The following is a 20,522-nucleotide window of genomic DNA, read 5'->3' as shown; positions in this document are numbered from 1 at the left end:
ATTATCTGCGGCAACTTCCGGCACGAGCTGGGCAGACCGTTCCCGGGGCCGACGCGAAGCGACCCCGTTATCTGTGGCAAGCCGCGGGAGGGGGTCCGGGGTGGCGGAGCTCGTGGCGCTGCCGGTCGCGTCCGGGCCGACGGTGCGGGCGGCTGCGGACGCGTTCCTCGACGCGCAGCCGAACCCGAACACCGCCCGCGCGTACGCCACCGCCGTCGGCAAGGTCGCTGAAAACCTCGGCGAGGCGCGGCCGCTCGCGTCGGTCGCCGACGACGAGGTCGGCCAGGCCCTCGAACTCCGTTGGGGCGGTGCCGCGGTCAACACGTGGAACGCGCGCCGCGCGGCGGTGCTGTCCTGGCTGGGATGGTGCCGGGAGCACGGGCACACCGCGCCGGCGGTGCCCGCGTGGGCCAAGCGGCTGCCGCCGCCGGACTCGGCCACCCCGGTGCGCTCGAAGACCGCGATCGACCGGTTGATCGCCCGGCGCGAGGTTGGGCTGCGGGAGAAGACGCTCTACCGGATGCTCTACGAGACCGCCGCCCGCGCTGAGGAAGTCCTTGCGTTGAACGTCGAGGACCTGGACCTCGCGCAGCGGCGCGCGCCGGTCAAGGCCAAGGGGGCCGCTACGCGCCGCCGCGGCTCGGCCGCGCGTGAGGACGCGGTACGGGAGTGGGTGTACTGGGACGCCGGTACCGCGCGGCTGCTGCCTCGCCTGCTGAAGGGCCGTGCGCGCGGGCCTGTGTTCACCACCCATCGCCGACCCGCGCCGGGCAAGGTGCTCGGTCCGCGGGACGTGTGCCCGGACACCGGCACGGCGCGGCTGTCCTATGGCCAGGCCCGCGCATTGCTGGATCGGCACTCTGCGCTCGCCGGGCCGGGGACCGGGTGGGATCTGCACGAGTTCCGGCACAGTGCGCTCACCCAGTTGGGCAGCACGCCGGGCGTGAACCTGTTGCTGCTGATGGCCAAGTCGAGGCATCGCAAGGCCGACAGCCTGCGCATCTACTTCCACCCCACCGGCGACGACGTCGCAGCCCTGACTACGTTGCTGGCTCCGGGCGACGCCCGCCGCTGATGCGCGTCGGCGATCCATCGTCGCCCCGGCATCCGCCCACGCCGGATGCCGGGGCGGTTCGCCGTTGCAAATCCCGGTGGGACCTCAGCCCGGGCCCACTATGTGACGTGGACCTGGATTTCGACGCGGTGACGGATGTACGAGTCCGGGTGTGTGCGTGCGATCGCCACCGCGTCGTCGACGAGCACATGAAACTCAGGCAGGTAGGCCGTTCGAGCCAGCGGCAGTCCCGGGATGATGCAGTGCCGCACCCTCGGGTCCTCGTTGTCCACGAACTCCTGCAACGCGGCCGTGCGCCATGCCTCGACGATGTCGGCGGACTCGTCCGCGGTTGCCCGTGCATCCGCGGGGACGCCGGACATCAGGTGCGGGTACCGGATGGGAAGCGCTGACCAGTACCAAGCGAGCGCCGCACCGCCGCGCTCCACATTCGTGCCGTTGCGGAGGCGGTCGAGGAGGGCCTGCCGGACCCGGCGCCGTCCGAAGGCGTTGAGGGCCGCTTCCACGGGCCAGCGGTTGGCGCTCGGGTTAGGCTCATACACCGCCGTGTGTAGTAGCGCGGCGAACGCCCCATCCGGCATGGCGTCCGGCTGCCGGCTGCGGGCCCGCAGCGCCGAGTACACCGCCTGGCCGAACGGCCGCGCCTCGGGCACCGGGCCGACACCGAGACTGAGCACGTCGACGAGTTCGGTCAGGTATTCGTGCAGCGCCCGCTCGTTGGCCACTCCTGCCCATCCTCTCCGCCGATGGCGTACATGCCGCCGAACCGCTATCCACACCGTAGTCACTCGTCACCGTTGGCCCGAGGGTCCCGCAAGGGCCGCATTCCCCCAAGCAGGTCGGGAAGCCGGAAGGAGTACCGGCCGAGCATGTTGACGTGGTGCCGGACGAACGGGGAGAGGCGGGCGACGTCCTCGTCGCGGACGTCGAACCCGTCTGCGCGCAGCTTCGTGACGGCGGCGTCCATATAGCGGGTGTTGAACAAGACCAGGGCGTTCAGTACCAGGCCGAGGGCGCCGATCTGGTCCTCCATGCCGTCCTGGTAGCGCTGGTAGAGCTGCCCGTTCTTCCCGTGGAAGATCTTGCGGGCGAGCGCGTGCCGGCCCTCCTGCAGGTTGGCCTGGACCTTGATCTGGCGGCGGTAGCCGGGCTCGTCGGCCAGCCGCAGGATGTGCAGGGTCTTCGCGATCCGCCCGTAGTGCGCGATCGCGTCGCCCAACAGGGTCGGGCGGCCGTCGCGCGACAGCATCCGGATCACGTCGTAGGCGCGCACGGCGCCGGTGTGGATCGAGCCGATAATCCGCAGGATGTCGTCCCAGTGGCGCTCGATCCGGTCCAGGTCGATCCGGCCGCGGGCCGCGCCGTCGAAGGCTCCGTAGTCGGCGGCGCGGTCGATGCGCCACATCTTCTGGTCCGGCAGGTCCGCCAGTTGCGGCGCGTATGCGAACCCTGCCAAGGTCAGCAGGCCAAAGACAATGTCGCTGTACGACGCGGTATCGGTGACGATCATCTCCGGGCGCTTCCCGCCGTCGCGGTCGTAGAGCACATCGAGTACGTACAGCGAGTCGCGCGGGGTGCCGGCCACCACCTTGCCGCCCAGCCCGGCGGCCTGGTCGTTGAGCAGGTTCAACCAGGTCGCGCCGCCGCGGCGCCCGAAGTAGCGCGGGTTCGGGCGCGCGTACACGCTCGGCACCGGCACCACGAATCGCATGCCGTCGACGGACGCGACCAGCCCGCCGCCCCACGCCTGCGCGAGAGGGATGGCCGTCTGGTGCTCGATGAGCGTGGCGTTCGCCGCCCGGTAGGTCGCCAGCCGCAGATAGGTCTGGTCGACGTGGGACAGTCGGCCGTACTTCAGCGCGTCGGCGCCGCCGGTCACCGGGGTGTAGCCGACGTTGCAGCCGTGTGCGACCAGCAGCGCGGCGATCGTGATGTGCAGGTCCTTCAGCCTCGCCTCGCCGCCGGTCACCGAGGTGAACGCGGCGTCCGCGCCGGTCCAGGAGAACACCTCCAGCAGGACCTCGGGCAGGTCGACGCGCGGCAGCATCGCGTTCACCGCCGCCCGCAGGTCCAGCAGCGACGCGGGTTCGGGCTCGGGCTCCAGCGCGGCGAAGTGCAGGCGGCCCGCGTCGTCGAACGTGATCTGTGCGCCCTTCGGCACCCGGGCCGCGACCTCGCGGTAGGTGCCGTCCAGCAGCGCGGCGCGCGCTTCCAGGTGCGCGCCGGGGCTGGCGGGCAGGTTCAGCGACGCCAGCACGGTGGGCTTGGTGAGCGCCCATGCGTCGCCGGCGAGCAGCTTGGCCCGCGGGTCGCTCCACTTGGAGGAGTTCTTCGCGAACACCTCACGCCGGCGCAGCATCCGGTGGAACTGCTCTAGGACGCAGAACACGTACGCCTTCCAGTCCACCGTGCCTGGCTCCAGCCCCGGCGCTGCCAGCACCAGGCGCCGCCATGAGCCGGTGAGCAGGTCGGTGTCGATCTCCGCAGGCGCGACCTTCTTGCGGTTGGCCAGCTCCGGCAGCGTCTTCAGCGCGGCCAGGACCGGCGCGCCTTCCGGGGTGGCTCCGAAGTCCACGACTTGGACGAGCAGTTTCAGGAACGGCCGCACGGTGCCGAACCGGGACACCAGCAGCGCCCGCCACGCCGCATCGGCGTCCGAGTCCAGCGGCGGCGTCAGCTCGAACAGCGCGGCGATCGCCGCGGCCAGCTCGTCGCGCGGGACCACCGCCTCGATCCGCTCCCACATCCCCACAAGCGAATCGACCTCAGGCGGGGTGACCTCCCCGGTCTCGGTGTCGACCTGCTCGGCGGTGGTGTCGAAGACGACCTGGAACGCGGTCGCCAGCTTCGCCGACGCCCGCTCAACGCGCGGCAGCGTCTTCAGCTTCGCCTTCGCGCTCTCCCGCTCGACCCGTGCCAGGAGCTTCGTGGCGACCAGCACGTCCAACAGGTCGAGCGCGTCGTCCACCGCTCGCTCCGCCAGATGCACCGCAGTCGCCAGCAGCGTCGCAAGCCGCCGTTCGTCGGTGTGCCGCTTGAGCAGCGACGCCTTGCCGTCCACCCCGTACCGGGACAGCTCCGCCAGCCGGCGCGGCGGTATCGCCGACACGTCCAGCTCGCCCATGCCCAACGCGGCGATCTCCGCGACGCGTTCCAGTGCCTTCTTCATCTGCGGGCCGGAGAACCGCACCGGGCCGCGTCGCAGCCGGTCCAGCTCGGAGACCCGCGCGCCCGGCGGCACCGTCAACAGCGCGTCCAGCACCCCGCGCTGCCCCGTCGTCAGCATCCCGCACAGTGTGTCCCACAGTCGCTGGTTCGCCGCCTCCCGCACCGTCCCCACCAGCCGGGCAAGACGGCTCGCTCCGGGCAGCAGGACCCGCCGTTCGCGCAGCCACCCGGCCGCCGCGTCGAACAACGCCTTCGGCCCGTCCCCGGTCGTCCACGCCCGCGCGTCCAACCACACGACCAACTCCTCGCGGACCTCGGCGAAGTCCCTCCAGCCGCCCGCGTCCTGGATCTCCCCGGCATGCGTCCGCGCCGTCCCGTCGCGCTCCCCGTACTCCTTCAGGCACGACGGATCCGCGATCCCGAGCTGATCCGCCAGGTACTCGGCGACCTCCGCCGGCACCCGCCGCGGGTCCGGCATGAACCGGCCCAGGAACCGCACACTCGTCAACTGCACCGCGAACCCGAGCCGGTTGTGCGCCCGCCGCTTGCCCTCGATCAACTCCCGGTCCGCGTCGTCCAGGAAGAAGTGCCGCTCCAACTCCGCCCGCGACGGCGCCCCGTGAAACGCCCCGTACCTGGCCGCCTGCTCATCCGACAGGAACTCGACCGCCACCACAGCCCTCCGAAGGTCGACAGCAACGACCCGCGAAGGCTCCGCCCCGCAATCATCCCAGGTCAACGCGCCAATCAGCCCGGAGAAGGCTTAGCGCACGATCTGACATAGATGTTCCTCAAGCCCCGGCTTCGCCGCGCCCGTCGCGCCGATGTCACAGTCCGGCGGGCTGTCTCGTCTCGGGGAGCGCTGATGCAGTCGTGCGTCAGGTGACCGTGATCGTCGGCCGGGCCGACACCGAGCGTGCGGAGGATTCAGCGTGACGCGTACCGAGGAGTTCGAAGAGCTGCGGCCGCTGCTGTTCTCGATCGCGTACCGGATCCTCGGACGGGTGACCGAGGCGGAGGATGCGGTCCAGGACACGTGGTTGCGGTGGGAGATGTCACCGACCGAACCGGCCTCGCCGCGGGCGTTCTTGTCGGCGGTGGTCACCCGGATCTCGATCGACGTGCTCGGTTCGGCGCGCATCCAGCGGGAGCGGTACGTGGGGCCGTGGCTGCCCGAGCCGCTGCTGGACGACCCGTACGAGAACCCGGAGCGTTCGGCCGAGCTGGCCGACTCGCTGTCGATGGCCGCTCTGCTGCTCCTGGAACGGCTGAGCCCGCTCGAACGCGCGGTGTTCGTCCTGCGCGAGGTCTTCGCTTTCGGTTTCCCGGACATCGCGGCGGCCGTCGGGCGGTCGGAGGCGGCGTGCCGCCAGCTCGCGGTACGGGCCCGGCGTCACATGGACGAAGGACGCCCGCGCTTCGAAGCCGACCGCCGGGAACGCGAGGAACTGGCCGCACGGTTCTTCGACGCGTTCCGCGCCGGCGACGTCGACGGACTGCGCGAACTCCTCGCCGCCGACGTCCGGATGGCCGGCGACAGCGGCGGGAAGGCGCCGCTGCTGGCCAGCCAAGCCGCCGGCTCCGACAACGTGGCGCAGCTGCTGGCGGCGCTGCTGCCGCGCTTCCGCAGCATCGGCGTCGTCCTGGAACCGCACGAGATCAACGGACAGCCGGGGGCTGTCCTGCGCGATCGGGACAACAAGGTGTTGAGCACGTTGACGCTCGATATTTTCGGCGGGCGGATCCAGACGATCCGCGGCGTCCTCAACCCGGACAAGCTCCAGCACGTGGGGCCTGTGGCGGACGCGTGGGCGGTACACCGCAAGGCGTTCGGGAGCGAGGGCGGGGCGGTTGATTCGTCCGGGTGAGGTGCGGCCCGGTCCGGGCCGGAGGTTCGGTCCGGGCGAGGGGCCGCCCCGTCTCGGCGGTGTCGTGGAAAAGGAACGCGTGAAGGGTCGTTGGCTGCCGACCGAGGACAACTCCCTCGCCCGTTGGCTCCCGTTGTGCGTGGTCGTCGGATCGGTCGCCGGGCTGGGGGCGGCCGGGTTGCACGGGTTACTGGACGTCTGTACCCGGTATCTGCTCACCGGGGCCTCGGGCTTCCGCCCCGTGGCGGGCGCGGCGGCCGGCAGCGTGATGCCGTCGGCGTCCCGGCCTTGGGCGGTGCCGCTGGTGGCCGCAGCCGGGGCGGCGTGCGCGGCGGGTTTGGCGAAGTGGCTGGCCCCGGAGGCCGGCGGGCACGGAACCGACGCGGCCATCCACGCCGCCCACCACGATCCGCTGGGGATGCGGGCGCGGGTCCCGGTGGTCAAGGCGGTCGCCTCGGCGCTCACCATCGGGACGGGCGGGTCGGCGGGGACCGAGGGGCCCGCGGCGCAGATGTCCGCCGCCGTCGGCTCCGTCGTCGCGCGCCGGGCCGGGCTTTCGCCGGAACAGGCGCGTACGGCGGTCGTCGTGGGGCTGGGGTCCGGGGTCGGGGCGATCTTCCGGGCGCCGTTGGGCGGTGCGCTGCTGGCGGCGGAGATGCTGTACCGGCGGGGCGCAGATCTCCGCGTGCTGCCTCAGGCGCTGGTGTCCGCGGTGTTCGCGCAACTGGTCTTCGGCGTGTGTGTCGGGTCGGGGACGCTCGTGGGGGTCGATCCGCTGCTGGGTGTCCACAGCGTCCGGCCCGGCTCGGTTTCCGGAGGCATCGGCGGGGTCGGTGCGGTGGTGGCGTTGGCCGTCGTGGGTGTGGCGGCGGGCGCGGCCGGACGGCTCTACGCGGCGTGTTTCTGCGGTGTCCACGACCGTGTCGCGGCGTGGGCCCGGTCCGCCCCGCGGCTGATGCTGACCGCGGCGACGGGAGGCCTGCTCGCCGGGGCCCTGGGTCTGCTGATACCCGGGGTACTCGGCACCGGGTACGGCCTGCTGCCGGCACTGATGGACCACGACGTGCTGGCCGGCGTGCCGTGGTGGGTGGTGCTGGCGATCCCCGCCGCCAAACTGTGCGCCACCTCGGTCTCCGTCGGATTCGGCGGCTCGGGCGGCGTGTTCGGACCGGGGCTGGTCATCGGCGGCGGCGTCGGAGCGCTGGCCTGGCGCGTCGCCGAGCCGCTCGGCATGGCACCGCACGATCCGACGGTGTTCGTGGTGGTCGGCATGGCCGCGTGCCTGGGACCGATCGTGCGGGCACCGATTGCGGTCCTGGTGATGGCGGCGGAGACGATCGGCGACGCGGGCATTCTCGGCCCGGGCATCGTCGGCGTACTCGCCGCAGGCGCGGTCGTCCGCGACGCGACGCTGTACCGGAGCCAGCCGGCGGGGCCGCCGACGGCCGGAGCGGGCTGAGCCCGGCCGTGCGCCGCGGTCGGAGACACGGACCCACGGCGGGCGTCGGCGGCACGACGGCGCGCGGGTTCGGGAGGATCCAGGTGACGGCCGGTGAATTCGGTTGCCGTGGGCTCCGGGGATGCGGTGGTATCCGTGGCATGAGCAGAGACGCTGAGGTCATCGTGCTGGCACGCGGCGCGGAGGAGGTCATGGAACCGCTGACGCGCGAGGGTGGCGAGCACTCGTGGCGCGGCCACTTCGTGCCGATTGAAGGCCAGTGGGGCTTCGACTTCGGCTGGGCCTTGGAATTCGAGAAGATGCGCGCCCGCAAGGGGCTGCTCAAGCACCTCGAGTCGCTGCCGTGGCCGCGCCCGGAAACGGTGCAGGTGCTGCTCCGCGACCAGGACGACGACGTGTTCGGTCTGTGGATGTTCCAGGATGGCAAGCTCGTGGAGATCGCCCTCCCCCGCACCGAGCGTTTCCACCAGCCGGCGCCGTCCACCGACGAGTTCGAACCCGACCCGGGGTTCCTGATGCGCACCGACACCGGCCGAAGCCTGCCCGAGCAGACTCCGATGGAACTGCGTGATCCACGGCCGGCTTGGTAGGCGGACGAAGCCGAACGACACGCTGACTCGGCCGAGCCGCCTTCGGATCGTCAGCCCGTCAGGTCGTGGATCCGTCGGTTCGTCAGCCGATGCCGAATACACCGCGGGGTGGTGCGGGTGAGCCGATTGCGGTGGTGTCGGTGACGATGGGGTGGCCCGCGGCGAAGGCGGTCAGGTCGCGGCCGGTGAGGACCACGGCGGGGTAGGGGTCGGCGGCGGCACGGGCGGCGAGAGCGTCCGACGGGAGGGGCGCGTCGGAGGCGACGAGGACGGCGTTGGCGAAGCGGGTGCCGTCGAGGTGCTCGGGCTCGGCGATGAGCGCCACATGGGCGAACGCCGCGCGTGCGGTCGCGGTCTGGCCGCGGAGGAACACGAGCGCGCCGCCGTCGGCGAGGTTGGCCGCGTACACGCCGCCCGGGCGCAGCACCCGGGCCGCGTCGGCGAGGAAGTCGATGCTGGTCAGGTGCCGCGGGATGAGCGCTCCGCCGAACACGTCGGCCATGATCGCGTCGGCGGAGGCCGCGGGCCGCGCGGCCAGAACCGCGCGCGCGTCCCCGACCTCGACGTCGATCGGCGCGCCGGGCGGCAGTGGCAGGTGTTCGGTCACCAGGGTGACGAGGGCGGCGTCCAGTTCGGCGACGTGCTGGCGGGAACCGGGGCGGGTGGCTTCGACGTAGCGCGGGAGGGTGAGGGCGCCGCCGCCGAGGTGCAGCACGTCCAGGGGCCGGCCGGGCGCGGCGGCGAGGTCGAGGACGTGGGCGAGGCGGCGGGCGTATTCGAACTCGACGTACTCGGGCTCGTCGAGGTCCACGTACGACTGCGGCGACCCGTCCAAGGTCAGCAGCCAGGCGCGCGGGCGGTCGACGTCGGGGAGCAGGGCCGCCCGGCCAAGGTCGACGGGCCGGGAGACCGGGATGGGGTCCGCCGGGGAGTCGGGCTCGTCCGGGTGGTTGTGGTCGCTCATCCGACGATTGTCCCGGCCCGGCGAGTGCCCGGGCCGCGCCGCCCCCGCATCGCGGGAGCGCGCGCCCCGTAGACGCCTGATCCCACCGCTCCCCCACCTCACACCCGAACACCGAAACGCCCCCGTACCCCCCGCCACCCCCACCCCCCACACCTCCCCAAACCCCCCCATGTGACCATTCCCACGCAACCATCTCGGATGATTTGGACGTTGTTCAGCGATAAAGGGAGAATCACCCGGTTCCCTGACGATGACCGATGAGGTTTCTCTGTGAGTCGCGCCGCGATACCCGGGCCCCGCAAGGGCGTCCGTACCGCCGTTGCCCTGCCTGCCGTCGCCGCCGCGTCCGTGCTGCTGCTCGCGGCATGTGGCGGGGGCGGATCGTCCGGCAACTCCGCGCAAGGCACGAGCACCCCGCAGGGCACGAGCAGCCCGCAAGGAACGGCCTCCGCAGGCACACCAGACCCGCAGGACAAGAACACCGGGCAGGAGAAGAACCAGGCCCCCGTCCCCGACCCCGACGGCGCCCGCGTCACCGTCGACCCGGCGAACAAGGCGACCGGCATCGAGCCCGGCAAAGCGATCACGGTGACCGCCGCCGACGGCGTCCTGACCCGAGTACGCATATCCGGCACCGACGGCGGGACGGTGCGCGGCTCGCTGTCGGCGGACGGCCTGACCTGGACGTCCAGCGGCAAGACCGTGCCCGGCTCCGTCTACACCGTGTCGGTCGACTCACGGTCGGCGACGGGCAAGGACGGGTCGTCGACCAGCACGTTCACCACCGCGAAGGCCGACCGGATCAACAAGCTGGCGATGAAGCCGGCGGACGGCGGCACGTTCGGCGTCGCACAGCCGGTGTCGATCACGTTCGACTATCCGGTCGTCGACAAGGCCGAGGTCGAGCGGCACCTGAACGTGACGGCGTCGGTGCCGACCGAGGGCTCGTGGGGCTGGATCAAGGACATCACCGGCAAGGACCGGGTGGACTGGCGGCCCAAGGAGTACTGGAAGCCCGGCACGAAAGTGACGCTCAACGCCGACCTCACCGGCGTCAAGAGCGGCAAGGGCACCTACTTCGCCCGCGACTACGCCTCGACGTTCACCGTCGGAACCGGGCGGGTCGTCGAGGTCGACGTCCCGAACCACAAGGTGAAGGTCATCGAGAACGGCGAGACCGTCAAGACGCTGGCCATGTCCGCCGGCTCCGACGAGTTCCCGACGCGCGGCGGCACGCACGTCATCCTCGGCAAGAACGCCACGGAGACCCTCGACTCGCAGACCGTCGGCCTCGGCGACAGCTACAAGCTGCCCGACGTGCCGTGGGTGGTCCACTTCACCTCGTCGGGCACGTTCTTCCACTCGGCCGCGTGGAACACCGCGAACATCGGCGTCGACAACACCAGCCACGGCTGCGTCGGCATGACCGTCGAGGACGCCAAGTGGTTCTACGAGCGCGTCCAGGTCGGCGACCCCGTCGTCGTCAAGGGCTCGAACAGCACCGCCACCACCGACCCCGGCAACGGCTTCGGCGCCTGGCAGCTGAGCTACGCCCAGTGGCAGGCGAAGAGCGCGCTCAAGTAGCCGAGTCGGCGACAGCCCGGCAGCCGACAAGGCCCGGCAACCGGCAGGCGTCCGGCCGTCGGCACGAGTCCGTCGGCCGGCGGGCGCCCTGCGGCCTCACGGCATGACTTCGTCGCGCCCCTCCGCGATCATCGCCGTCCCCACCCGCCGGAACCCGAGTCGCCCGTACACCCGCGCCACGTCCTCGTCGCCCGCGCTGAGGAACACGAGCGCGGCACCGCCCGCGAGCGCGTCGGCGGCCAGGTGCCAGGTGATCGCGGCGGCCAAGCCGCGGCGGCGGGCGCTGGGGAGGGTGCCGATGGCGACCAGTTCGGTGGCCCGTGCCCCGGCGGGGCCGGGCGTGGTGCGCGGAAGGTGGCTGCCGGTCGCGAGGGGGCCTTTGGTGCCGTACGCCGCGTACGTGACCGTCTCGCCGGTGCGCATGCGGGCCCCCAGGTAACGCAGCAGCTCGACCGGTTGGCCGGGCGCGGCGGCGTCGCGCAGTTCCGGGCCGCCGAGGCCGATGCGGGTGCCGGGTTCGGCGAAGGCGACGGCCGGGACGCTGTGCACGATCGCGAGGTCGAGGGCGTCGTGGGCGATGCGCCGTACGTCGACGTCCGGCGGGGCGGGCACGGGCGCAGCGGCGAAGGCGTCGGGGTCCAGGGCCATGAGCGGGTGGCTGTGGACGTGCATGCCCGCGTGTGCGGCGGCCGCGGCCAGTCCGGGGCTGGTCTCGTGGATCCATTCGAGGGCTTCGGGGACGCCGAGTTCGCGTTGTCTGCGGCGGACGGCGGCGACATCGGCCGCGGTCGGCGGTGCCGGGTGGCCGGGGGTGGGCCGGGCGTAGTAGGGCCAGCTGCCGTCGTGTGGGAGGAACAGGGTGAGCGGGCCGTGGTCCTCGGGCGGGACGCTGCCGCGGGGTGCGGTGTCGCAGTAGGCGTCGATGCGGGCCAGGAGCGAGCCCGCCTCCGGATCCGCGGCGGGTTGGGGGACGGTGGCCATCAGCGTCCGCCTCCCACCGGGACGACCGCGCCGATCACGAAGGCGGCTCGGTCGGAGAGCAGCCACAGCACGGCGTCGGCGCAGTCCTGCGGGGTTCCGGCGCGGCCGAGGGGGACTTCGTGGGCTTTGGCGGCAAGCCGGTCGGGTTGTCCGGCGGCGGCGTGCAGGCCGGTGTCGATGAGGCCGGGGGCCACGGCGTTGACGCGGATGCCTTCGCCGGCGACTTCTTTGGCGAGGCCGAGGGTGAGGCTGTCGACGGCGCCTTTGGTGGCGGCGTAGTGGACCCATTCGCCGGGGCTGCCGACCTGGGCGGCGCGGGAGGAGATGTTGACGATGTGGCCGCCGGTTCCGCCGGCGCGGGTGGACATGCGGCGGACCGCTTCGCGGGCGCACAGCATCAGGCCGGTGACGTTGATGTCGACGGTGCGCTGGAGGGCTTCGGTGTCGAGGTCGGCGAAGCGGCCGTGCCTGCCGACGATGCCGGCGTTGTTGACGAGTGCGGTGACGGGGGCGCCGAGTTTGGCTTCGGCGTCGTCGAACAGGCGCACGACGTCGGGTTCGCGGGAGACGTCGCCGGCGAGGGCGACGGCGCGGCCGCCGTCGGCTTCGACGGCGGCGACGACGCGGGCGGCGCCGGCTTCGTCGGCGGCGTAGTTGACGGCGACGGCCCAGCCGGCCGCGGCGGCGCTACGGGCGACGGCGGCCCCGATGCCTTTGCTCGCTCCGGTGACGAGCAGAACGCCGGGCTGGGTCATGGCGGTTCCTCCCTGGGCGGGGCCGGTGCCGGGGTACGGCTCCGGGTGCGGGGCGGGGTGGTGTCCCCCGGATGCGGGTTCGGCGGTTCGAAGCGTTGCAGCTTCAAGGCTTTCGCGGTTTGGCGGTTCGGCGGGGCGTTGCGCGGTGGCGCGGGGCCGGGCCGGTCCGCGTCCGATCCAATCACGGGCGGCTGCGTCCAGGTCGAGGGACACCCGTCTGGTGGGGCGGCGGCGGGGCCCGGTAGCGTCCCGGGTCCGGATGGGACCGATGACGGGGAGGGCGGGGTGGCGAAACCTCCGCATGCGGGGCGCCGGCTGCGGTCGGCGACGGTGGCCGCGACGTTGACGCTGACGTTGGCGAGTGCGTTGACGGCGTGCAGTTCGAAGGGTTCGAAGAAGTCCGACTACGCGGAGATCTGCGTCCATCGCGCGACGATGATGCGGGTCGCCGATTCGCTGTGTCTGACGGACGTGACCGGCGTGTACGGCTGGTACTACCTGCCGCGGAAGTCCGGGAAGAGCGAGAACGCACTTCCGGACAGCGGAAGTTCGGTGAATTCGGGGGGCGGCGGCACGTTCGTGCGGCCCGGTTCGGGCAGCATCAGCCGCGGCGGGTTCGGCGGCGGAGGCGGAACCGGCGGAGGCGGCTGACATGCAGGATCGTTTCGTTGGACAGGGCGCGGCCGATCGTTTCGTCGGCTCGGCCGCGGGCTGCGCCGCGGCCGCCGGAAGGGTGTGACGTGGAGCGGATAGGGATCGACCCGAGGCCGGACTTCCGGCACCTGGTCGAGGCTCAGGGCATGCTGTATTCGGCGACGAAGCTGGACGACGGCAGCGAGGTGCCGTACTGGTACGAGAACGCGTACTACCGCTTCACCCTCGCCGAGATCGACCGCCTCGAGGAGGTCACGCGCGAACTGCACGAGATGTGCGTGGCCGCGGCCCGGCACGTCCTCGACCGCGGGGACCTGCGCGCGTTCTCGCTGCCGGAGGAGGCACGCGGCTACCTGCGCGCCACGCTCGACCAGCCGAGCCTGTACGGCCGCTTCGACTTCGCGTGGGGCGGCGAGAACGGCGACATCGCCGACGTGAAGATGCTCGAGTACAACGCGGACACGCCGACGACGTTGATCGAGGCGTCGATGATCCAGTGGTACTGGCTGCGCGACCGGTTCCCGCACCGCGACCAGTGGAACAGCCTGCACGAGCGCCTGGTCCGCGCCTGGCAGCGCATGCGACCGCAACTGCGTTCCGACATCGTCCACTTCGCCCATGTCGGCGGCACCGACTTCGACGAGGAATGGCTCACCTCGTCGTACCTGCGCGACACCGCGGCGGAGGCGGGCCTGACGACGATCGGCCTGGAGGTCGCCGACATCGGCTGGCACGACGGCGCACTGCGGTTCGTGGACCTCGACGAGCGGGTGGTCGACACGATGTTCGTGCTGTACCCGTGGGAGGACATGCTCTCCGAGCCGTTCGGCGCCCACGTCGTCGAACACCCGGATGCGTGCACGTTCCTGGAGCCGGCGTGGAAGGTGGTGCTGTCGAACAAGGCCATCCTCGCCACCCTGTGGGAGCTGTACCCGGGCCACCCCAACCTCCTCCCGGCCTACCTCGACTCCCCGCGCGACCTGACCTCCTACGTCGCCAAGCCGCTTCACGGCCGCGAGGGCGACTCGGTCCGCATCGTCACACCCGAGGCGGAGTACGTGCACCCGACGGTCGACTACGACGGCTCCGAAGGCTGGTGCTTCCAGCAGTACGTGCCCCTGCCCGACCTCGACGGCAACCAGGTCGTCCTGGGCTCCTGGATCGTCGACGGCAAGCCCGCCGGCCTGGGCATCCGCGAATCCGACGGCCCGGTCACCGACTTCTACGCCCGCTTCGTCCCCCACATCGTCGACACCCCGGCCCCGTCGGACGAAGAGAAGGCGCGGTGGCTGGAGGAGGACTGATCGTTCCGGCGCGGGCGCGGCGGGCGGGTCCCCGGCAGGGGCGAGATCGAGGTCGCGGCGGTAGGCCGGCCCGGTCGAGCAGGTTCCGCGGCTGCGGCAGGAGCCGGACGGGTCCGGCCTGGGCGTTCGTGCCGTAGCGGGTGGCCGGGCCTCGCGATGCTTCGAGCTTGTCGATGCGGCGTTCGAGGGGGTTGCGCTGCCTGCATGCCTCGGCGATGCGCACGGGAATCGGGGCGGCCTGGCAGAATTCGGGCATACGGAGCGGTTGGTGCGATCGACGGATTCGGGGGCAGAGCATGATCCCTGTGGTGCTGGTGATCGTCCTGGCAGCCGTCGTGTTCGGCTGCGTGTGCGTGGTGTGGGCATCGCGCGGCGGGCCGCCGCGGGTGCGGGCGGTGGCGCGGGCGACGACGGCGGCGAGCGGGCTGAGCCGGGATGCGGCGCGGCGTCGGCGGCGCGGGAACCGGCGGAACGGCACGAGCGGGAGCGACTGAGCCCCATGCCCTCCCGCACCGATCCGAGGGATATCCCTCGGTAAAAAGTGATATCACTTTGCTAACTTCGGAATCGTCAGGTCGAGCGTCGCGAGGCTCCCGCCTCCCGGCTCGGCCGGGTCGTCGCGGCGGCGGGTACGGGTTCGGTGTTGGGGGTGGGCACGTGGTGGCAACGGCGGTGCAGACGGCGGCCGTGTGGGCCACCACGGCCGCCGCGGTGGCAACACTGCTGCTCTCGTCGGGACCGCCCGGACGCCGACGCATCGCGCGGCGCTGGGCGGCGCTGCGCGGCCGGGGGAAAACGCGGGCGGAAGGAATGCCTCATGCGAAGCACACGCCGGAACAATGCCGGGACGACCTCCCGGCCCGAACCCCAGGACCACGCCGACAGCCCGCGGACACCGCGCCGCCCCGCGACACGGACGCCGGAACACCCGCGGCCCGCTAGCGAACTCACCCTGTCCCAGCGCTTGTTCCTGATCGCCTGCCGCCTCGACGGCGGCGTTGCCGGCGGCGCCCACTTCGGCCTCGCCCTCAACGCCGCGGCATTGCAGTCCCTGCTCGACCAAGGCCTCGTCGCCGACGACAACGGCAAGGTACGGGTGACCGCCCGACACGCCGCCCCGCCCGCGGGCCGGCTCGAGGCCGACCTGCTCGCACGCATCGCCGACACCGAACGGGCCCGCACGTGGCGCCGCTGGGTCGGCAGCCGCGACCGGACGGCCCCGGGCATCGTGCGTGCCGAACTGGCGGCGCAACGCGTCGTGAAGGTCGACGAGGGCCGCCGACTGGGGCTCTTCCCGTACCACCACGTCACATTGCGCCGCGCCGACGCCCGGCGTTCCGCGCTGGCCGCCCGCGACGGCGCCCTCACCGGACCGCTGTCGGACGTGTCGCGCGACGGCGCGACGCTGGCGGTACTCGCCCACCACGGCCGCCTGCCGCGCCTCGCCACCTGGGGCGAACGCCGGGCCGCCAAGAGCCGCATCGGCGAACTCTCCCCCGGCCTCGGCCCGGTACCGGAGGCCCTGCGCAAGCAAGTCCGCGACCGCCGCTCGTCGGACGGGTCGGGCGGATGAACCGGACAGCCGAAGTAGCCGGGTAGTCGAATAGCCGGGTAGTCGAATAGCCGGACAGTCGAATACCCGTGGCAGCCGCCGTAGGGCATGGCCCGGGCCCGTGAAAATCGAGTGTCCGATGCGCCTGCCCGACTGGCAGGATTCTCTACCGACCACGGGTTGAAGGAGTTGCGCATGGAAACGCGGACGACAGCCGAGCGTCTGCTGCTTGCGACGCGGATCGGCTGGTTCCGGCTGAACCAGCCCGTGTTCATCGATCGCGGGCAGGCGTACTGGATCGACCACAACGCCGATGAACTGTGCGTGGACCGCGGCAGCGGCCGAGTGTCGCGGCATGCCGGGTGGACGTGCCGCTGACCGGCACGACTCGACGCGCAAAAGCGGAATAGCGGAACAGGGGAACACCAGCACAACGGGAAACCGGGACGAGCAACGGCCAAGCCGGGACGGACTGCCCTCCGCAGGACAGCCCGTCCCGGCAACCGGCTGCCGCCTACGCCGGGGGGTCCTCCAGGCCGTCGATGCGCGAGCCGTCGAGCGGCACGCTGTACCAGACGTCGTTCGAGCTGCCGTCGCTCCACTGCTGGGTGACGATCACGGTCGCGTGGCCGGCGCCGCTGTCCTCGTAGCTGATCGCGCGGCCGATCGGGACGTTCTGCGCGCGGAAGATCGGGTCGGCGCCGTTCTGTTCGGCCCAGGCGTCGAGTTGAGCGTTGAGGTCGGCGGTGAGGAACTCGTTGCGGACCTCGGTCGGGTTCATGTCCGGGTTGGTGCCCAGGACCGCGGACTTGTACTGGTCCCAGAACGCGGCGACGCGTGCCACGACGTCGACGCGGCGCGTTTCCGCCGCGCCGGGCGGCGCATCCGCGCGGTGCGGTACGGCAGCGGTCGCGGGCGTCGTGCACAGCAGCCCGGCGGCCACGGCCGTCGCGGCGGCCGCACCCAACGACGTGCGCAGCGGCGTGCGGAACGGCGCACCGAACGGTGAGCGGCGGGATCGGTTCGACGGGATGGGCTTACGCACGAAGGCCTCCTGCAGACAAGCGGTCCGGAATGGATCCGCACGTCCATCACATGCCGATTCGGTGCGCTCCCGCCGCAGAACACCCGCTTTTTGCCCGATTGATACACCAATTGGCTTAGCGTCCGCGGCCGATCGGCACCGTGGCGGCGCCGATCGGCCGTTGCCGGCCCGGTGTTCCTCCGTCGGACGACGGGCCCGTCGCGCGGTGGTCAGGGCTTGCGGCCGCTTCCCGCCGCGATCATCTCGCCGGAGGTGTCGAGCGGGACCGCGACCGGTCCGTCCGGCTTCCACAGCGGCATGGCGACGACGCCGGGCTCGTCGAGGACCAGGCCGTCGAAGTACGCCTCGATCTCGGTCTGCGTGCGGAACCGGCCGCTGCCGAGCATGGTCAGGAACACCTTCTCGAGGTCGTCGCTGACCGGCGGGTTCGCCCGGAAGTGGGTGAGGAACAGACGGCTGCCGGACGGGACGGCGTCCAGGTAGCGCTTGACGACGCCGCCCGGGTCGTCGGCGTCCGCGAAGTGGTGCAGGACACCGACCATCAAGAGCCCGACCGGCCGGTCGAAGTCGACGAGTGCGCACACCTCGGGATGGTCCAGGACCACGTCGACGTCGCGCAGGTCGGCGGTGACGACCGCGCTGCGCGGGTCGTCCGCGAGCAGCACGCGGCCGCGCGCGAACACCGCCGGATCGTTGTCGACGTACACGACGCGCGCGTCGGGGTTGAGGGCCTGGACGATCTGGTGGGTGTTCTGCACGGTCGGCAGGCCCGACCCCAGGTCGAGGAACTGGTCGATACCCTCGTTCGCCAGGTGGCGGACGCCGCGCGCCAGGAGTTCGCGCTGCCGCCAGGCGTTCTCCTTGCTGATCGGGAGGACGCTCTGGATCTTCGCGGCGACCGCGCGGTCCGCGGGGAAGTTGTCGGTGCCGCCGAGCATCGCGTCGTAGACGCGGGCGATGCTGGGCTGCTCCGGATCCCCGGCGCCGTGCCCGGTCGGGTGTTCCTCGGCCATCGGTGTCCCCCTGAACTCGTGGCGTACGGCGCCGACTTGGCGCCGGTGCGCGGCCCGGCCGCGACTCCGGTGATGCTAGGCCGTCTCCGGCGATCTTGACAGTCGGGATCCCGCCGTAGGCTCGGCGGCATGGTGTGCACGGAATGCGGCGGCGCAATCGACGCCGCCAACTCGGGGCTGGACTCCCCCGCACGGCTGTGGCGCGGCAGGCCCCGCCAGTACTGCTCCGACGCGTGCCGGGTACGCGCCTACCGCAAACGCCGCGCGACGGACCCCGACGCGGCTCCCCCGCCGCCGGACCCGGACCGGGAAACCGCCCGCGCGGCCCGCACCGCCGCCGCCGACCTCGCCGCCGCCGTCGCCGCGATCCGCGCCGCGCTGCCGCCCGAACGCGCGTCCCGCACCCGGCGCGGCGAGGGGCTGCGCGAGGCCGCGGTCGAGGCGCAGCGGGCGGCGGTGCTCGCCATGGCGCTCGCCGCGTCGTTGACGGAGGCGTCATCGGCGTCGGCGTCGGACTCGGGGACGGTGTCGGCATCGGGGACGGTGTCGGCATCGGCGGACAGCCCGGAAGGGGATGCCTCGGACGACGAGACGACGCCCCACCCCGCGCCCGGCGCGGCGGCCTCTCCCACGGGATATTGGCGCGAGGAGCCGGACCGCCATCCGGCATGATGGCCGTGGGCGGGCAGGACGACCACCACCTCGGCAAGCGCGCGGACGCCCGTCCGGCCCGCGTACCCGTCGTGAAGGGGACCGATGACCACGCCGAACGCCGCCGACGCCGTACCGACACCGGTCGGCACGGTGAAGGCCGTGAGCAGCAACCCGGAGTACTCGTTCTCCAAGCCGAACCGCGGCCGGATCCGGCTCCTCGCCGGGCTCGGCGTCGAAGGCGACGTGCACGCGGGTGTCACGGTCAAGCACCGTTCGCGGGTGGCCCGCGACCCGAGTCAGCCGAATCTGCGGCAGGTCCACCTCATGCACGACGAACTGCACGAGGAACTCCGCACCGAAGGCCACCCGGTCGAGGCCGGGCAACTCGGCGAGAACATCACGACCCGCGGCGTCGACCTGCTCGGCCTGCCCACCGGCACGCTGCTGCGGATCGGGCCGGACGCGGTGGTCGAGGTGACCGGCCTGCGCAACCCTTGCGGGCAGATCAACGGCTTCTCGGACGGCCTGATGAAGCGGCTGACCCCGCGCGACGCGGACGGGAACGTGGTGCGCCTCGGCGGCATCATGGGCATCGTCCTGACCGGAGGCGACATCGCACCTGGCGACCCGATCGCCGTCGAGCTACCCGCGCGGCCGCACACCCCGCTCACGCCGGTGTGACCGGCCCGGTCCCCGTCGGCCGGCGGCGTCCGGGAAATCCACGGCTGCGCCGCCACCCCCCGCGCTACGCTGACCCCATGCCCGACCCGCGCGTGTCCCGCACCAGCACCCCGCCGCCGGTCGCCTTCTAGGGCGCCGCGGCTTCGCCTCGCAGGTACCCCGCCGAGTGCGGGGTTCGCTTTGCCGTGCGCCCGTTTCGATGCCGGTTTTTCTCCTCGCTTCGGAATCGGAAGGTCACGGCGTGTCGACACGCGTATCTCCCTCGCTCTCTTCTTCTCTCGAACGTCCCGGCGCCTGGACGGTGTTCGCCCGCGGACCGCTGCCGATCCTGGTGGCGTGCCTGCTGTGGGGCAGCACCGGCACGGTGTCGTCCTTCGCGCCGGACGGCGCGCACCCGGCTGCGGTGGGCTGTGCCGGGCTGGTGTTCGGCGGTCTCCTGCTGGTGCTGACGACGCGCGGCACACTCGCCGTGGTCCGCGGGTCCTCGCGGCGGGCGCGGACGGCGCTCGCGGCGGGTGCGGTCGCGGTGGCCGGATACCCGCTGACGTTCTATCCGGCGGTGGCGCGCACGGGCGTCGCGGTCGCCACCGTGGTCGCGCTGGGTTCGGCGCCGGTGTTCGCGGGGCTGCTGGAACGTACCGCGGCGGGTTGGCGCCGGTGGGCGGCGACCGCGGCCGCGGCCGGCGGCTGCACGCTGCTGGTGCTCGGCCGTCCGGGCGGCGGCGCGGGGGTGGACGCGCTCGGGGTTGGGCTCGCTTTGGCGGCGGGGCTGTCGTACGCGGTGTACGCCACCGTCGGCGCGCGCCTCATCGCCCGCGGCCACCCGGCGCGCCCGGGGCTGGCCGTCATGTTCGGCGGCGCGGCGCTGCTGGTCCTGCCACTGGTCGTTGCCGACGGCGGCTGGCTCACCACCGGGCGCGGAGTGGCGGTGGCCCTGCATTTGTCGGTACTGACGACGTGCATCGCCTACACCTTGTTCGGCCTCGGCCTGCGCCACACCACGGCGTCGGTCGCCACGGCTCTGACCCTCGCCGAGCCGGCCGCGGCCGCGGTGCTGGGGGTCGTGGTGCTCGGAGAGCAGCTGTCGGTGCTGTCGTGGAGCGGGATGGCAGTGGTCGGGGCGGCGTTGGCGGTCCTGACCCGGGAGTAGGGGCGCCCTCGTTTGCCGACGCCGT

20 protein-coding genes are annotated in these 20,522 nt (G+C 72.4%); 13 read left to right on the top strand and 7 right to left on the bottom strand.

What is annotated here, in order from left to right:
* The first annotated feature begins 100 nt into the window (after positions 1-100).
* Positions 101-1,075, top strand: coding sequence for a tyrosine-type recombinase/integrase (locus ABEA93_RS22400; RefSeq protein WP_345677470.1), 975 nt, complete (start codon positions 101-103; stop codon positions 1,073-1,075).
* Between the two features lie 98 nt (positions 1,076-1,173).
* Here the strand turns inward: ABEA93_RS22400 and ABEA93_RS22395 are convergent, their stop codons facing one another.
* Together ABEA93_RS22395 and ABEA93_RS22390 are read right to left on the bottom strand one after the other, a co-directional pair.
* Complete coding sequence (locus ABEA93_RS22395) at positions 1,174-1,800, bottom strand: hypothetical protein (protein ID WP_345677469.1); 627 nt, start codon at positions 1,798-1,800, stop codon at positions 1,174-1,176.
* Positions 1,801-1,859: 59 nt separating this feature from the next.
* The gene (locus ABEA93_RS22390) at positions 1,860-4,916 is read right to left on the bottom strand and encodes a Tn3 family transposase (protein ID WP_345677468.1); all 3,057 of its coding nucleotides are present in this window, start codon (positions 4,914-4,916) and stop codon (positions 1,860-1,862) included.
* 259 nt (positions 4,917-5,175) lie between these two features.
* Here ABEA93_RS22390 and ABEA93_RS22385 point away from each other — a divergent pair, with 259 nt between their 5' ends.
* The 3 genes from ABEA93_RS22385 to ABEA93_RS22375 all read left to right on the top strand — a co-directional run bounded on the left by ABEA93_RS22385 (position 5,176) and on the right by ABEA93_RS22375 (position 8,160).
* Positions 5,176-6,111, top strand: a complete 936-nt coding sequence (locus ABEA93_RS22385) for an RNA polymerase sigma-70 factor (protein ID WP_345677467.1) — start codon at positions 5,176-5,178, stop codon at positions 6,109-6,111.
* A gap of 79 nt (positions 6,112-6,190) precedes the next feature.
* Positions 6,191-7,570 (top strand): chloride channel protein, encoded by a 1,380-nt coding sequence (locus ABEA93_RS22380; RefSeq protein ID WP_345677466.1) that lies wholly within the window; start codon positions 6,191-6,193, stop codon positions 7,568-7,570.
* 140 nt (positions 7,571-7,710) lie between these two features.
* Positions 7,711-8,160, top strand: coding sequence for a hypothetical protein (locus ABEA93_RS22375; protein ID WP_345677465.1), 450 nt, complete (start codon positions 7,711-7,713; stop codon positions 8,158-8,160).
* 82 nt (positions 8,161-8,242) lie between these two features.
* On the opposite strand, the gene ABEA93_RS22370 is transcribed toward ABEA93_RS22375, so the two are convergent.
* Entirely contained in the window at positions 8,243-9,124 is an 882-nt protein-coding gene (locus ABEA93_RS22370; protein ID WP_345677464.1) for a spermidine synthase, read from the bottom strand.
* Between the two features lie 270 nt (positions 9,125-9,394).
* Between ABEA93_RS22370 and ABEA93_RS22365 the strand changes: the two genes are divergently transcribed.
* Positions 9,395-10,708: a L,D-transpeptidase gene (locus ABEA93_RS22365; protein WP_345677463.1), complete on the top strand. Its 1,314-nt coding sequence runs from the start codon at positions 9,395-9,397 to the stop codon at positions 10,706-10,708.
* 96 nt (positions 10,709-10,804) lie between these two features.
* Here ABEA93_RS22365 and ABEA93_RS22360 read toward each other — a convergent pair whose 3' ends face one another.
* Together ABEA93_RS22360 and ABEA93_RS22355 are read right to left on the bottom strand one after the other, a co-directional pair.
* Positions 10,805-11,689, bottom strand: coding sequence for a GNAT family N-acetyltransferase (locus ABEA93_RS22360; RefSeq protein WP_345677462.1), 885 nt, complete (start codon positions 11,687-11,689; stop codon positions 10,805-10,807).
* Positions 11,689-12,444: an SDR family oxidoreductase gene (locus tag ABEA93_RS22355; protein ID WP_345677461.1), complete on the bottom strand. Its 756-nt coding sequence runs from the start codon at positions 12,442-12,444 to the stop codon at positions 11,689-11,691. Before ABEA93_RS22355 ends, ABEA93_RS22360 begins: the two co-directional genes overlap by 1 nt.
* Before the next feature lie 285 nt (positions 12,445-12,729).
* Between ABEA93_RS22355 and ABEA93_RS22350 the strand changes: the two genes are divergently transcribed.
* From ABEA93_RS22350 to ABEA93_RS22330, 5 genes are all read left to right on the top strand, one after another.
* Positions 12,730-13,095 (top strand): hypothetical protein, encoded by a 366-nt coding sequence (locus tag ABEA93_RS22350; protein WP_345677460.1) that lies wholly within the window; start codon positions 12,730-12,732, stop codon positions 13,093-13,095.
* An 89-nt stretch (positions 13,096-13,184) separates the two neighbouring features.
* Positions 13,185-14,402, top strand: coding sequence for a glutathionylspermidine synthase family protein (locus tag ABEA93_RS22345; protein WP_345677459.1), 1,218 nt, complete (start codon positions 13,185-13,187; stop codon positions 14,400-14,402).
* Positions 14,403-14,698: 296 nt separating this feature from the next.
* On the top strand, positions 14,699-14,896 hold the full coding sequence (locus ABEA93_RS22340) for a hypothetical protein (protein ID WP_345677458.1): 198 nt from the start codon (positions 14,699-14,701) through the stop codon (positions 14,894-14,896).
* 323 nt (positions 14,897-15,219) lie between these two features.
* The gene (locus tag ABEA93_RS22335; protein ID WP_345677457.1) at positions 15,220-15,975 is read left to right on the top strand and encodes a GOLPH3/VPS74 family protein; all 756 of its coding nucleotides are present in this window, start codon (positions 15,220-15,222) and stop codon (positions 15,973-15,975) included.
* A 174-nt stretch (positions 15,976-16,149) separates the two neighbouring features.
* Positions 16,150-16,332: a hypothetical protein gene (locus ABEA93_RS22330; RefSeq protein ID WP_345677456.1), complete on the top strand. Its 183-nt coding sequence runs from the start codon at positions 16,150-16,152 to the stop codon at positions 16,330-16,332.
* A gap of 136 nt (positions 16,333-16,468) precedes the next feature.
* On the opposite strand, the gene ABEA93_RS22325 is transcribed toward ABEA93_RS22330, so the two are convergent.
* On the bottom strand, positions 16,469-16,999 hold the full coding sequence (locus tag ABEA93_RS22325) for a hypothetical protein (protein ID WP_345677455.1): 531 nt from the start codon (positions 16,997-16,999) through the stop codon (positions 16,469-16,471).
* A 209-nt stretch (positions 17,000-17,208) separates the two neighbouring features.
* Entirely contained in the window at positions 17,209-18,012 is an 804-nt protein-coding gene (locus ABEA93_RS22320) for an SAM-dependent methyltransferase (protein WP_345677454.1), read from the bottom strand.
* Positions 18,013-18,141: 129 nt separating this feature from the next.
* On the opposite strand from ABEA93_RS22320, the gene ABEA93_RS22315 reads away from it, so the two are divergent.
* From ABEA93_RS22315 to ABEA93_RS22305, 3 genes are all read left to right on the top strand, one after another.
* Positions 18,142-18,684 (top strand): hypothetical protein, encoded by a 543-nt coding sequence (locus ABEA93_RS22315; protein ID WP_345677453.1) that lies wholly within the window; start codon positions 18,142-18,144, stop codon positions 18,682-18,684.
* A gap of 84 nt (positions 18,685-18,768) precedes the next feature.
* A complete protein-coding gene (locus tag ABEA93_RS22310) occupies positions 18,769-19,347 on the top strand; it encodes an MOSC domain-containing protein (RefSeq protein WP_345677452.1) in 579 nt (192 codons plus the stop codon).
* A gap of 241 nt (positions 19,348-19,588) precedes the next feature.
* Positions 19,589-20,497: a DMT family transporter gene (locus ABEA93_RS22305; RefSeq protein WP_345677451.1), complete on the top strand. Its 909-nt coding sequence runs from the start codon at positions 19,589-19,591 to the stop codon at positions 20,495-20,497.
* Positions 20,498-20,522 lie beyond the last annotated feature (25 nt).

The sequence above is a fragment of the Yinghuangia aomiensis genome, from assembly GCF_039542225.1.
Taxonomy (GTDB): domain Bacteria; phylum Actinomycetota; class Actinomycetes; order Streptomycetales; family Streptomycetaceae; genus Yinghuangia; species Yinghuangia aomiensis.
Note: the sequence above shows the minus strand (reverse complement) of the source record. Positions and strands in the feature narration are given on the sequence as shown.

Coding starts and splice junctions, on each gene's coding strand:
- ABEA93_RS22310 (WP_345677452.1), top strand. CDS start 18,769: ATGACCACGCCGAACGCCGCCGACGCCGTACCGACACCGGTCGGCACG.
- ABEA93_RS22370 (WP_345677464.1), bottom strand. CDS start 9,124: ATGAGCGACCACAACCACCCGGACGAGCCCGACTCCCCGGCGGACCCC.
- ABEA93_RS22375 (WP_345677465.1), top strand. CDS start 7,711: ATGAGCAGAGACGCTGAGGTCATCGTGCTGGCACGCGGCGCGGAGGAG.
- ABEA93_RS22315 (WP_345677453.1), top strand. CDS start 18,142: ATGGTGTGCACGGAATGCGGCGGCGCAATCGACGCCGCCAACTCGGGG.
- ABEA93_RS22330 (WP_345677456.1), top strand. CDS start 16,150: ATGGAAACGCGGACGACAGCCGAGCGTCTGCTGCTTGCGACGCGGATC.
- ABEA93_RS22360 (WP_345677462.1), bottom strand. CDS start 11,689: ATGGCCACCGTCCCCCAACCCGCCGCGGATCCGGAGGCGGGCTCGCTC.
- ABEA93_RS22335 (WP_345677457.1), top strand. CDS start 15,220: ATGCGAAGCACACGCCGGAACAATGCCGGGACGACCTCCCGGCCCGAA.
- ABEA93_RS22320 (WP_345677454.1), bottom strand. CDS start 18,012: ATGGCCGAGGAACACCCGACCGGGCACGGCGCCGGGGATCCGGAGCAG.
- ABEA93_RS22340 (WP_345677458.1), top strand. CDS start 14,699: ATGATCCCTGTGGTGCTGGTGATCGTCCTGGCAGCCGTCGTGTTCGGC.
- ABEA93_RS22355 (WP_345677461.1), bottom strand. CDS start 12,444: ATGACCCAGCCCGGCGTTCTGCTCGTCACCGGAGCGAGCAAAGGCATC.